Source organism: Hyalangium ruber (assembly GCF_034259325.1).
In the GTDB taxonomy this organism is placed as follows: Bacteria; Myxococcota; Myxococcia; order Myxococcales; family Myxococcaceae; genus Hyalangium_A; species Hyalangium_A rubrum.
This window is the reverse complement of sequence record NZ_JAXIVS010000002.1, coordinates 448118-461257: the sequence shown is the minus strand read 5'-3', so window position 1 is coordinate 461257 and position 13140 is coordinate 448118. Positions and strand designations below refer to the sequence as shown.

The following is a 13140-nucleotide window of genomic DNA, read 5'->3' as shown; positions in this document are numbered from 1 at the left end:
CCACTGGGCTAAAATTCTGTCTCCCAGCCCTGGCCCCCGGAGCAGTCATGACGAGACAGTTCCCCCCCGCGGTGTTGGTCGTCACCGTTTGCGCAGTGCTCAGCCTCCCGAGCTGCTCCGACGAGAAGCCTCCCGAGCCTGTTCCCATTCCCACCCCCTCTCCCTACGGATTGGACGAGCGCCCCGCCAACCCCACCTGTCTGGCGCGCGAGCGGCCCGTGGAGAACACCGGCGTCACCACGCAGCCGGTCTTCCCCGCGCTGCGCTTCTCCCAGCCGCTCTTCGTGCTGCAGGCGCCCGAGGACGACCGACGCGTCTTCGTGGTGCAGCGAGGCGGCATCGTCCGCGTCTTCCCCAACGACAACGCGGTGACGGCCGCCACGAGCTTCGTCGACATCACCTCGCGGGTGAACTCGGCGGCGGGCAGCGAGGCCGGCCTGCTGGGCATGGCCTTCCACCCCCGCTTCGCCACCAACGGCGAGGTGTTCCTCTCGTATACGGGCTTTGGCGGTCCCACCAACCTGCGCTCCGTCATCTCCCGTTTCAAGAGCAGCGACGGCGGGGCCACCCTGGACCCGGCCAGCGAGCAGATCCTCCTCACCGTCGATCAGCCCTACTCCAACCACAACGGCGGCGGCATCGCCTTCGGGCCGGATGGCTACCTCTATATCGGCATGGGCGATGGTGGCTCTGGCGGAGATCCACAGAACTACGCGCAGAACCTCAACAGCCTGCTGGGCAAGTTCCTGCGCATCGACGTGGACGGCGGCAGCCCCTATGCCATCCCCGCCACCAACCCGTTCCGCAACGGCGGCGGCAAGCCGGAGATCTACGCCTGGGGCCTGCGCAACCCGTGGCGCTGGAGCTTCGATCGCGCCACCGGTGAGCTCTGGGCCGGCGACGTCGGCCAGAACGCCCTCGAGGAGGTGGACCGCATCGTCCTCGGAGGCAACTACGGCTGGCGAATCAAGGAGGCAGACCAATGTTTCAACGCGGCGACTTGCAGCAGCGCCGGGCTGATCGACCCCATCGTCAAGTACCCGCGCTCCGAGGGCGTCTCCATCACGGGGGGCTATGTGTACCGGGGCCGGGCCATCCCCGCGCTGGTGGGCCGCTTCATCTATGGAGACTTCGCCACCGGGATCCTCTGGGCCGTCTCCTATGACGCCGTGACGGGCGAGGCCGCGCCCCAGCTCCTGGTGGATACCTCCGTCGCCCTCTCCTCCTTTGGAGAGATGGTCGACGGCGAGGTGCTCATCACCGACTTCAGCAGCGGCAGGCTCCACAAGCTGGTGCCCAGCGGACCGCAGGCGCCTGTCTCCTTCCCGCAGAAGCTGTCGGAGACCGGCTGCGTGGAGCCCACCAACCCCCAGAAGCCCGCCTCGGGCCTCATTCCCTATGACGTCAACGCGCCGCTCTGGTCCGACGGCGCGCAGAAGGAGCGCTTCCTGGCGCTGCCGGACGGCAAGCAGATCCGCGTGGGAGACGACGGAGACTGGGAGCTGCCCGTGGGCTCCGTGCTGGTGAAGACCTTCTTCCTCGGGGACAAACGCGTGGAGACGCGGCTCTTCATGCGCCACCCCGACGGGAGCTGGGGCGGCTACAGCTACGAGTGGGACGATGCGCAGACGGACGCCACGCTGCTGCCCGCCAGCAAGTCACGGCAGGTGGGGGACCAGACCTGGTACTTCCCCAGCCGCGCCGAGTGCGTGCGCTGCCACACCAGCGCCGCGGGTCACTCTCTGGGCCTGGAGACGGGGCAGCTCAACAGGGACCTGGTGTACGCCTCCACCCAGCGCGTCTCCAATCAGCTCACCACCCTCGAACACGTGGGCCTGTTCGAGGCCGGGGCGGGAGGCGTGCCTTCGGCCCTGTCGCGCTACCCGACACCCATGGGGAGTGATGCGCTCGAGCTCCGCGCCCGGGCCTACCTGCACTCCAATTGCTCCAACTGCCACCGCCCCAACAGCACGGGCCGAGGACCGGCCGACCTGCGCTTCTCCACCCCGCTGGCCCAGACGAAGGTCTGCGACGCCACGCCCGAGCAGGGCAGCCTAGGAGTCGCCGACGCGAAGCTGCTGGCGCCGGGAGCTCCCGAGCGCTCCCTCCTGTCCCTGCGGCTGCACGCGCTGGACGCCAACCGGATGCCGCCGCTGGCCAGCCGCGTCATCGACACGGAGGGCGTGGGAGTGGTGAACGCGTGGATCTCCTCGCTGACCGGCTGCCCCTAGGCGTGTGGAGCGCCCGCCCCCCACGTGGGCGGGCGCTTCATGTCACCCAGTGAGCACTGCCCGGGCGAAGGACACCCTCCAGCACCCGTTCAAGCAGCATTGATTGGTTTCCTTTCAATCCACGCTTTACTTGAAAAATCACGATTGCTAGAAGGTGAGAGCACGCGGTGTTCCCCGAGTACTCGCACCGCGTGAAAGATTCACGCTTCAGGTGGGGCCTGCGCCCCGTCCCCGAAGCGCCAAGCGGGCCGGCTCTTCCCCTGGGAGCCGGCCCGTGGTCTTTCAGCGGTCGTCTACTTCGACTCGTCCTTGGCGGCCTCGCGCAGCACCGCGAGTGAGCGGCCAGTGAGTTCGAACGTCTTGCCCTGCAGCGGCTCCGGGCCCCGCGTGTCATCGGCCGTGTAGAACTCCAGCACCCACTGGCGGCCCTCGGCCGGGGCGTGCGGCGTGAAGCTCACCGGCTCGTGGTGGGCGTTGAGCAGCACCAGCAGCGCGTCGCCGAAGATGCGCTGGCCGCGCTCGTCCGGCGTGGGGATGGCGTCCCCGCCCAGCAGGAACGCCAGCGAGCGCACGAAGGGCTTGTTCCAGTCCTCCGGGCTCATCTCCGAGCCGTCCGGCCGGTACCACGTCAGGTCCTTGAAGCGCGAGTCCCAGATGCGCTCGCCCTGGAAGAAGCGGCGGCGCTGCAGCACTGGCTGCCGGTGCCGGAACTGGATGAGCCGCGAGGTGAAGTCCAGCAACGCCTTGCGGCGCGGATCCAGGTTCCAGTCCACCCAGGAGATCTCATTGTCCTGGCAGTAGGCGTTGTTGTTGCCGCCCTGGGTGCGCCCCATCTCGTCGCCGGCCACCAGCATCGGCACGCCCTGGGACAGGAAGAGCGAGGCCAGCAGGTTGCGCTTCTGCTGCTCGCGCAGGGCGACCACCTGCCCGTTGTCCGTCTCGCCCTCCACCCCGCAGTTCCACGCCTGGTTGTCGTCGGCGCCGTCGCGGTTGTGCTCGCCGTTGGCCTCGTTGTGCTTGTGGCTGTAGGTGACGAGGTCGTGCAGCGTGAAGCCGTCATGGGCGGTGACGAAGTTGATGCTCGCCTGGGGCCGGCGTCGCGCCTCCTGGAACATGTCCGAGGAGCCCGCCAGCCGGTGGCCCACCTCGCCCGCGAGGTTCTCGTCGCCCTTCCAGTAGCGGCGCAGGGCGTCGCGGTACTTGCCGTTCCACTCGCGCCACGGCGCCGGGAAGTGCCCCACCTGGTAGCCGCCCAGTCCCACGTCCCAGGGCTCGGCGATGAGCTTCACCCGGTTGAGCACCGGGTCCTGGTTGATGATCTGGAAGAGCGGGGCGTTGGGGCTGAACTCGCCTCCGCCCTGGCGCCCCAGCGTGGTGGCGAGATCGAAGCGGAACCCGTCCACGTGCATCTCCGTCACCCAGTAGCGCAGGGAGTCGGCGATGAGCTTGGCGGCCTGGGGCAGCGAGGCGTTGAGGCTGTTCCCGCAGCCGGTGAAGTCCAGGTAGTAGCGCGGGTCCGGCATCGTCCAGTAGTAGGCCGTGTTGTCGATGCCCTTGAGCGACAGGGTGGGCCCCAGGTGGTTGCCCTCGCAGGTGTGGTTGTAGACCACGTCGAGCAGCACCTCGATGCCGGCCGCGTGCAGGGCCTTCACCATGGACTTGAACTCGGCCACCTGACTGCCCGGAGTGCGGCGGCTGGCGTAGCTCTGCTCGGGAGCGAAGTAGTTGAGCGTGCTGTAGCCCCAGTAGTTGGACAGGCCCTTGTCGTTGAGGAACGAGTCGTCGGCCGCCTCGTGAATCGGTAGCAGCTCCACCGCGGTGACGCCCAGCTTGAGCAGGTGCTCGATGACGGCCGGGTGCGAGAGGCCCGCGTAGGTGCCCCGCAGGTGCTCGGGCACGGCGGGGTGGCGCATGGTGAGGCCCTTCACGTGCGCCTCATAGATGACCGTCTTGCGCCAGGGCACATCCGGCCGGCGGTCGTTGCCCCAGTCGAAGAAGTCACTCACCACCACGCCCTTGGGCACGCCCGCGGCGCTGTCCTGCTCATCGCGCGCGAGGTCCTGCTCCTTGTGGCCGAGCGTGTAGGCGAAGACCGGCTGCTTCCAGTCCGGCTCGCCGTAGAGGGCCTTGGCGTACGGGTCCACCAGCAGCTTGTACGGGTTGCAGCGGTGGCCTCGCGCGGGGTCATAGGGGCCATGCACGCGCAGGCCGTACAGCGTCCCGGGCTCCATGCCTGGCACGAAGCCGTGCCAGACGAACTCCGTGACCTCGGGCAAGTCGAACCGGTCGATCTCCCGAGAGGGGTTCGCGGGATCGAAGAGGCAAACCTCCACCCGCGTCGCCACCTGGGAGTACACCGCGAAGTTCACTCCGGTCCCGTCGTACGTCGCCCCTCGGGGGTAGGGCTTCCCCGGCCACACTTCAGTTCCCATCGCCCGTCCGTTCCTATCCGTGTTGAGTGACGGGGCAATGTAGGGCGCACCCCGTGGGCTTCAAGGCGCGTGCGGGGTGTTGGCACCTTCTTTGCGAGGCGCGTGACATTCAGTGGACGACGGAAGTGCGCCTCGCATGGGAAGCAAGCCGCCGATCGGGCCGTGCCTCCGTGGCTTGTGAGCCCCTTGGTCCCGAGGTGTCCGGCACCCAACTTCTCTCGGCGAGAGAAGGAGCCGAGCGAATGCGAAAGATGATCCTGGCCGCGGCCTTTGCGTTGACGTTGGGTGTGTCGTGGACGAGCCATGCTCAGCAGGGGAGCGGGGGAGCAGGCGCCGCGCCGGCTGGAACCCAAGGGACAGGTTCCAGCGTTGGAGCGCCATCGGGGCCGCCCGCGAGCGGCAGCTTCTCGGTGGCGCCGGGGGACTCGCAGCAGAACGCGGCGGTGCCGGGAGCGCAGACGGGTGCCGTAGACGGCACGGGTCGGAGCTTGCTGGGCACGGGGGAGCAGTCCAATGGGACCGCGACTGGCTCCGGGACGGCCCTCCCTGGCTCGATTGATCAAAGCACGGGTATCGGTGGCTCCGGGAGTGCTGGCGGCACGGGCAGCATGGGGAGTACCAGCGGGACGGGGACCACGGGCACGGGTACCTCCGCGACGGGCGTTGGTACCCCCGCGACGGGCGTCGGCACTCCCGCGACGGGCGTCGGCACCCCCTCAACAGGTGTCGGTACTCCCTCAACGGGTGTCGGCACTCCCGCGACGGGCGTTGGCACTCCCGCAACAGGTGTCGGCACTCCCGCGACGGGCGTTGGCACTCCCAGCGGCACGGGGGGGGCGGGGACAGGGGTAGGCACCCCGGGCGGCGTGAGTACTCCAGGCAGCACGAGTACTCCGGGCGGTACGGGCACGGGCACCCCGGGCGCTGGGACAGGAGGCTCGGCGGCGCTCACGCCAGAGGCCGCGCAGGGCGAGATCGCCCGCCTGCAGGCCGAGGTGCAGCGCCTCCAGGGAGAGCTCGCGAACGCCCGGGAGGTTCGGGGGCAGGGCCAGGACTCGGGTGCGACGGGCACCGGTGGTTCCGGTGCGAACGCGGAGCTGGAGCAGACCCCCGTGGCGAGCGCCGTCTTCGAGGGCCGCGTCAGCGACGTCTCCAAGAAGGCCGTCCAGGTCGTGGACCACGAGACCGGTGAGACCTATGTGCTGCGCGTGACAGGCGACACCCGCGCCAAGCGAGGCGCGCGCCGCATCCCCGTGACGCGCATCCGCGAGGGCAGCGAGGTCCGCGCCTCGTTCGATCTCATCTCCGGCGACACCTATGCGACGGAGATCCAGGAGCTGCGCCGAGGCAGGCGGTAGCCCACCCGCGCACCGGGCGCTCTGCGCTGGTGGACACCTCGAGCGTCGAGTGCCGGAAAGACCGGGGCTGGAACGTGTGGCGCAGCACGCCCTGCCCTTGGGTCGGGTGTGAACGGCCCACCGTCTGGCCTAGGTGCGTCCCCGCTTTTCATCGACCGTGGAGAGAGCCACCCAGAGGGGGGACTTGCCGCCACGGTCTTTTCGCAGGAAGGGAGAGCAGCACATGAAGCGCACGATTCAGGGACTTCTTCTCACGGGCTCGCTGGTGTTCGGGGGTGCCGCACTTGCCCAGTCGAACATGCAGGGCGAGATGATGAAGGACCCCAACGCCAAGGCCGGCAAGACGATGGCCAAGGGCGGCACGGTGGAGCACATGGGCTTCGTGGTGCCCGCCGACGAGAAGGCCTTCCTCGAGCGGCTGCACCACATCAACCAGATGGAGATCCAGATCGGCAAGCTGGCGCAGCAGAACGGCCAGAGCCAGGAGGTGAAGTCCTACGGTGAAACGCTGGTGAAGGACCACACCACGGCGGACCAGCAGGTGATGGCCTATGCGCAGAAGAAGGGCCTCACGCTGGCCAATACGCCCAAGCCGATGAACGACGTGGAGCGCAAGGCCATGGCCGCCGAGAAGGCCGCGATGGACAAGCTCCAGTCGCTCAAGGGCATGCCGTTCGACTCGTGTTTCCTGGCGCACATGGTCGGCGACCACGATGCGGCGCTCGGCAAGCTGATGGCGGCTCAGCAGGCCTTCACCACCGCGGACATCACCCCGGTGCTCAAGCAGCACGTCCAGTCCGTCACGAGCCATCGGCAGCAGGCCTACTCGCTGCTCGGCAAGATCGGACCCGCCTCCAACATGGGCGTCGGCGGCTCGGGGGACATGCCGCATGACATGAAGCACAAGGACTCCATGAATACCGGCATGGGTGGCTCCGGCGACTTCGACAAGGGCCAGCAGGGAGACATCCAGGAAGGCCAGCTGGGCTCCGGCGACAGCACCAAGAAGAAGTACTAGGCGCACCGCATGGCTCCCGCGCGCTGGCCTCGGGGGGGCTGGCGCGCGGGGGATTCTTCTCAGCGGGCGTCACGCAGCTGCGGCGCGGTCCAGTGAGCGCCACGTGCCGAGCGCCCAGTCCTGCTCCTCCGGATCATCGAAGCTCACCAGGCACAGCGCGCGCCGTGTCCCAGCGCGGCACACCGCTGTGAGCCGGCACTCTCCCGGACCCACCTGCAGCGAGGCGCGACCGCTGACCCGGGCCCCATGGTGTTCGATCTCCAGCGCGCGCCGCTCCGGGCTGGCCGGGGCGATGTCCTCGGCGTCCTCCAAAGGCACGAAGCGCACGCTGCGGCGGTGGTCTCGCGCCACCCAGCTGCCGTCATTCAGGTGCTCCTCGGCGAGTGAGCCCGGGATGCGGATCTCCCAGCCCTCGGGCAGCACCACCTGGACCGAGCCCCGGCGGTAGCCCACGCGTGGGCCCTCGGCGGCCTGGGAGGCGCGCTGACTCACCTGCTCCGCCAGCGTCCCGCCGATGCCCAGATAGCCCAGCACCTCCTGCCACTCGCGCCAGGGGTAGGGGAGCGTCGGATCCTCGCGCCAGGCCTGCTCCAGCAGCCGCGCCACGTTCCGGAAGAGGCGGCGCTCCTCCTCCAGCAGCGGCGGGCGCCACACCACCTCCGTCCACAGCCGGCTGAGGGCTCGGCCCAGGCGCGAGGCGGCATTCACGCCCGGCGCCCACCAGGGGAACACGTCCGTGCCCCGGCGCGGCTCCGCATGCACGGCGCGCAGCCAGGCCTCATCCCGAGGCCCCATGGGCGTGAGCAGCGCGCCCGGGTGCTCGAAGACGTGGCCGAAGCGCATGGACATCGCGAAGCCGAAGAGCCCGCGCTGCCGGTACTCGAGCACCTGCCCGGCCGCGTCGCCGAGCCCCGTGAGCATCTGCTCCTCCAGCGGTCCGGCATCCCCGGTGTGGAAGTAGCCCGTCGGGTCTCCCACGCCCTCCTCGAGGTTCGGGTCCGCCCAGGTGATGTGGAGCGCCAGGCCCAACTGCTTCATCAGGTCACAGAGGTAGCGGTGATAGCCGGGGCCCACGGCGAAGGTCTCCGCCGAGACCACCACCCTTGCCTGCCCAGCGGCCAGCACGGAGACCTCTCCCGCAGCCGGATGCAGGCGCAGCAGGAGCAGCGGGGCTCCCTGGGGGCCCTCGACGATGCGGGAACTCTCCAGGAACTCGCCGGTGACGTCCTGGAACCAGCTCTCGACACGTCGCAGCCAGGGCTCGGGCTCCTCGGGGGGAGAGAAGAGGTGCTCTCCGCCCATGTATCGACCTGCCAGCAACAGCTTGATGCCCATTCCGCCTCGCTCGGTGTTCGGACCGTGGTTCGTCTCTCGGAAACGGGCCGCCGGGTGAACTTATGTCAGGCCAAGGCTGGCTGCCCTCCGGGCGAGCGCCAGACAGCGGCTCGAAAAGAGTGCCCGGCCGGACGAGGCCTCAACACTCTTGAAGCAGACGCCCACCGGAGGTGATGCCATGAGCAAGAAGGACGTATTGCACATTCCCATACCGGAAGTGCCGCCGCCGAGCCGCACCGCCCACTCGGAGGAGGAGGAGCGCGCTCCGCATGTTCCTCCGATATTCCCCGCCGAGGGCTCCGACGAGATGCCGGACCATCATCCCCATCACGAGCCCCGCATCATCGAGCCACAGCCCTCCTCCATTCCCTATCCGGGTGTCGGGGTGAGCTGAGGCGCGAGCCAGGCGGATTCAGGAGGTGGAGGCCTTCTCCGTTTCGGGAGGAGGCCTTCACTTCTGCAAGGCGAGGTCATGCCGCACTTCCTGTGGCACGATGAAGGCCACAGTGAAGGAATGACGAGATGTTCGATGGCCGGGCAGCGCTGTCCCCAATGCTGGTGTGCGTCGTGCTGCTGCTCTCTTGCGGTAAGTGTTCTTCGCAATCCCCTTCTCATGAGCCCGCGGATGCCAGTCCGAGTGCGCCTCTCGGTGAGACAGCGGGCGAGTCGCTTGCCATCGATGAGCGAGTGGCTTTTGCGGATGGGCTCCAGGATGCAGAGAACCAGTACGCGTTCACCGTCATGGTGAAGGCCTCAGTGAAGGCGGGGGAGACGCTCAAGTGCAGTGGCGTGCTCGTCAGCCCGAGACTGGTCCTCACGGCAGGACACTGTGTATGCGCGAGGCGCAAGTTCACAGGGGAGGGCCGCGACGGCGAATCCATCATTGATGGCGCTGCCTGTGCGGAGAGCGCGGAGGTCGTGACGGTCCTCTACCATCCGCGAGAGGGCGAGCCCGCAAGTCCCACGAGAATCCAGTCGAGGACTCGTCATGGAAAGGTCAGGCCTCATCCCGACCTGAAGGTGCTCTTGGATGCGCAGTCTCGCGTGATGTCGAGCGGCGCGGATCTTGCGGTTGTCTCCTTGGAGGAACAGGTGGATGGAGGCTTCTCGCCCGCTCGGCTCGCGGATACCGAGGCCAAGGCGGGCGAGTCCGTTGTGCTGGTCGGCTACGGTCTCGATCCGACCACCGACCTGATTCAAGGAGTCCGCCGCTCCGGGCGGATGAAAGTCGCGGAGGTGGTTGCCGCGGGCAGTGACGTGGCGCTGCTCGAAGCCCAAGCCGGGCTCGCATTCACGAGTGGCAGTGGAGCGCCCTGTTTGCTCCAGGAGAGAGAAGGCCCGGCACTGGTTGGAGTCTCGAGCATGGGCCTTGGCGACAGGCCCGCATTCACGAGGGTCTATCTTCATCGAGAATGGGTGCGCTCCGAAGTTCAGAGAGTTGCCGCTGAGGGCGCCCGGTCGCCATGAGTCTCATCGGGAGAGGTCGAATGGCGCGCCGACGCACGCTGGTGGCTCGAGGCTTTTGGGCTGTCGCAATGCTGGTAATGGGTGGGGGATGCTTTGGGACCGCCCCAGTACCGGATCGCGCAGAAGGCGAGGTGCTGGCGATCCTGCCGCCCAGTCAGGAGGATCGACGCAACAGGTATTCATCCGTTGTAGCGATCACGCTCCCCCGCAGCGGAAAGCCATACTGTACGGGTGTGCTGATCAGCCCTCGGCTCGTCCTGACTGCGGGCCACTGCGTATGCACGCTGCGCAAGCAGGAGAGTGTACTCGTAGGGGATTCATCGACATGTAACCGGGCGGCCACCGTGCAGACGGCGCTGTATCAACCTCTCGGAGCGAAGGAAGAGGATGTCTTCGAGGAGCACACGGGAGAAGTGCTTCCACATCCCAGCTTCAAGGTGGTGCTCGACAAGAGGATCGTCAAAGAGCGCAAGGCAGATCTTGCGTTGATCCGCTTGCCTCAAGCGGTTGCGGCCAAGTTCACGCATGTGCTGCCGGACATCGAGGAAGACATCGACGTGGATGAAGCAGTCACGATCGTGGGCTTCGGCGCGGACAGGGTCGAGAGCGGAGAGAGCGTGTACGGAGACCTCCAACTGACCCGCCGCTTTGGGGACAATACGATCTCGGAGAAGGACTCAGCGGGGGAGACCTTCAAGCTCAAGTCGCCGGGCTCTCTCACGGGAGGTGGTGACAGTGGAGGTCCCTGTTTCCGCGAGAGCAAGCTGGTCGGCATCCTCTCCAGTGCCATCACTGGAGAGAGGTCGACTTTCACGAGCACGTACCACTACAGGGGCTGGCTCGGAAAAATGATCCAGGAGACCAACAAGTCAAAGACCCGCTGATTCCCGGGCGCTCAGCTGCTCCGGGCCTTGCGGATGGGCAGGAACTCGGGACGCCACATGCGTGCCTCGAGGTGGGCTTCCAGGTCCTCCGGCAGCGTCTGCGTGGCCACGCCTTCCTTCTGCGCCTGGCGGATGACCGCCACCGCCACCTGCTTGCTCGCCACCCGGATCTTGTCCATCCGCGGATACAGGCCGCCCTGTGCCAGTCGCCCCTTGTCCACGAACTCGGAGAGCGCCAGCGCCGCCGCCGTCAGCATCCCATCCGTTACCCGCTTCGCCCGGCTCAGCAGCACGCCCAGCCCCAGCCCCGGGAAGATGAACGCGTTGTTGCCCTGGCCCACCGGGTGCGCCACCCCTTCCCACATCACGTCCTCGAACGGGCTGCCCGTCGCCACCAGCGCCTTGCCCTGCGTCCAGCGGTAGATGTCCTCGGGCACCGCCTCGCTGTTGGCCGTGGGGTTGGAGAGCGCGAACACCATCGGGTACGGCGTGTTCGCCGTCACCGCCCGCACCACCTCCTCGTTGAAGGCGCCGCGCTGGCCCGACAGGCCCAGCAGCACCGTCACCTTCGCCTCCCGCACCGTCTCCACCAGGCTCGGGATGCCGCCCTGCAGCTTCCAGCCCGCCACCCGCGCCGGCTCGTGCGCGAACTCCAGCTTGTACGGCTCCAGCCCCTTCCGGTCCTTCAGGATGAGCCCCTTGGAGTCGATCAGGAAGATGCGCGCGCGCGCCTGCTCCAGCGACATCCCCTGCAGCTGCAACCCGCGGACGATCTGCCGCGCCACGCCCACTCCGCCCGCGCCCGCGCCGTGGATGAGGAACGTCTGCTGCGCCAGGTCCCGCTGCGTCTGGCGCGAGGCCGCCAGCAGCCCCGCCAGCACCACCGCTCCCGTGCCCTGGATGTCGTCATTGAGCGAGGGCACCACGTCCCGGTACCGGTCCAGCACGTCGAACGCCTTCTGCTTGCTGAAGTCCTCCCACTGCAGGAGCACGTTCGGGAAGCGGCGCTGCAGCGCCGTGACGAAGCGGTGGATGAACGCGTCGTACTCCTGGCCCTCCATGCGCGGCCGCCGCACGCCCAGGTAGAGCGGATCCTCCAGCAGGTCCTTGCGGCTGGTGCCTACGTCCAGCTCCACCGGCAGCGTTACCGCCGGGTCGATGCCCGCCGCCGCCGTGTACAGCGACAGCTTGCCGATGCAGATCGCCAGGCCCCCGAAGCCCTGGTCTCCAATGCCCAGGATGCCCTCGTTGTCCGTGGCGACGATGAGCTGCACGTCCGGGAACGGCGTGTTCTCCAGCAGCGAGTCGATCTGATCGATGTTCTCGGGGTTGACCACCAGCCCGCGCGGATAGCGGTAGATGCGGCTGAACTGCTCCACCGCCTGCGCCACCGTGGGGGTGTAGATGATGGGCATCATCTCCTCGATGTGCCGATCAATCAGCGCGTAGAAGAGCACCTCGCTGCGGTCCTGCAGCGCGCGCAGGAAGACGTGCTTCTCCAGGTCCGTGCGGAAGCTCTTGAAGTTCGCGTACGAGCGGGCGACCTGCTCCTCCAGCGAGGAGACGTGCGTGGGCAGCACGCCCATCAGCCCGAACTCCTTGCGCTCCTCCCAGGAGAAGGAGGTGCCCTTGTTGAGCAGCGGCAGGCGGGTGAGCACCAGCCCCGGCAGGGACGTCTCCAGGTAGGCCTGGCCGTTCGCGTCGTGCTTCTTCTCGTATTGTTTCATGAGGGGGTCTCTTCCGAGGAGGTCGAGGCCCCTCGTGTAACTTCCAGGCCCGCAAACAGCAACGCCCGCGTGGTTGCGCGGGCGCTGCTTCCTTTCAACTCCAAGCGCTGACGCGGGTCAGCGCGCGCCTTCGGGCACGTCCAGGTCGTTGTTCATCGCCCCGTCCTCCGGCAGCGTGTCGGCGGGCGAGTCCGGGATGCGGAAGTCCTCCTCGAGGTTTCCGCCCTCGTTCAGGTTGTCATCCCGGGTGCCGTCGTCGGCCCCCGTGCCCAAGCCCGAGCCGCCCACGCCGGAGCCGGGATCCAAGGTGGCGTCGTCGTGGATGCCGGGCTCCAGCTCGGACTCGGAGCCCCGCACGCTCTCGTCCTCCGGCGTGCGCAGCGGATCCTCGTACGGCATGCGCAGGTTGTCGTCCGACTGCTTGGTCTCGGTAGGCTCGCCCGAGCCGCCCGTGCCCGGCGGCGTGCCCTGGTCACCCGTGGTTCCGGTGCCCTGGTCACCCGTGGTGCCGGTGCTGGTGCCCGTCTCCGTCGTGGGCTCCCCCGTCTTCTCGGCCGACTGGTCCGACTTGCAGCCCATGAACGTCAGCGCACCAACCAGAAGGCCCCCCGCCAGCATTTTCATCTTCGAAATCTTCACGATGTCTCTCCCTGTGTGCGTGCTGCTGCTTGGGGAACGTGAGCAGCGG

10 protein-coding genes are annotated in these 13140 nt (G+C 67.9%); 6 read left to right on the top strand and 4 right to left on the bottom strand.

The window, feature by feature from the left end:
* Positions 1-47: 47 nt before the first annotated feature.
* Positions 48-2231 carry a PQQ-dependent sugar dehydrogenase gene (locus SYV04_RS06900; RefSeq protein ID WP_321544825.1) on the top strand — a complete coding sequence of 728 codons (2184 nt, stop codon included), beginning with the start codon at positions 48-50 and terminating at the stop codon, positions 2229-2231.
* Positions 2232-2524: 293 nt separating this feature from the next.
* Here SYV04_RS06900 and glgX read toward each other — a convergent pair whose 3' ends face one another.
* The gene (gene glgX / locus SYV04_RS06895; RefSeq protein ID WP_321544824.1) at positions 2525-4663 is read right to left on the bottom strand and encodes a glycogen debranching protein GlgX; all 2139 of its coding nucleotides are present in this window, start codon (positions 4661-4663) and stop codon (positions 2525-2527) included.
* A 242-nt stretch (positions 4664-4905) separates the two neighbouring features.
* Between glgX and SYV04_RS06890 the strand changes: the two genes are divergently transcribed.
* On the top strand, positions 4906-6021 hold the full coding sequence (locus SYV04_RS06890) for a hypothetical protein (protein ID WP_321544823.1): 1116 nt from the start codon (positions 4906-4908) through the stop codon (positions 6019-6021).
* 223 nt (positions 6022-6244) lie between these two features.
* Positions 6245-7039, top strand: coding sequence for a DUF4142 domain-containing protein (locus SYV04_RS06885; RefSeq protein WP_321544822.1), 795 nt, complete (start codon positions 6245-6247; stop codon positions 7037-7039).
* Positions 7040-7108: 69 nt separating this feature from the next.
* Here the strand turns inward: SYV04_RS06885 and SYV04_RS06880 are convergent, their stop codons facing one another.
* Complete coding sequence (locus tag SYV04_RS06880; RefSeq protein WP_321544821.1) at positions 7109-8374, bottom strand: hypothetical protein; 1266 nt, start codon at positions 8372-8374, stop codon at positions 7109-7111.
* A gap of 178 nt (positions 8375-8552) precedes the next feature.
* Between SYV04_RS06880 and SYV04_RS06875 the strand changes: the two genes are divergently transcribed.
* The 3 genes from SYV04_RS06875 (at position 8553) to SYV04_RS06865 (ending at position 10725) form a co-directional block, all read left to right on the top strand.
* A complete protein-coding gene (locus tag SYV04_RS06875; protein WP_321544820.1) occupies positions 8553-8768 on the top strand; it encodes a hypothetical protein in 216 nt (71 codons plus the stop codon).
* Between the two features lie 293 nt (positions 8769-9061).
* Positions 9062-9841 (top strand): trypsin-like serine protease, encoded by a 780-nt coding sequence (locus tag SYV04_RS06870; RefSeq protein ID WP_321544819.1) that lies wholly within the window; start codon positions 9062-9064, stop codon positions 9839-9841.
* Positions 9838-10725, top strand: a complete 888-nt coding sequence (locus SYV04_RS06865) for a trypsin-like serine protease (RefSeq protein ID WP_321544818.1) — start codon at positions 9838-9840, stop codon at positions 10723-10725. Before SYV04_RS06870 ends, SYV04_RS06865 begins: the two co-directional genes overlap by 4 nt.
* A gap of 11 nt (positions 10726-10736) precedes the next feature.
* Here the strand turns inward: SYV04_RS06865 and SYV04_RS06860 are convergent, their stop codons facing one another.
* Positions 10737-12452 carry an NAD-dependent malic enzyme gene (locus tag SYV04_RS06860; protein WP_321544817.1) on the bottom strand — a complete coding sequence of 572 codons (1716 nt, stop codon included), beginning with the start codon at positions 12450-12452 and terminating at the stop codon, positions 10737-10739.
* Positions 12453-12569: 117 nt separating this feature from the next.
* On the bottom strand, positions 12570-13091 hold the full coding sequence (locus SYV04_RS06855) for a hypothetical protein (RefSeq protein WP_321544816.1): 522 nt from the start codon (positions 13089-13091) through the stop codon (positions 12570-12572).
* Positions 13092-13140 lie beyond the last annotated feature (49 nt).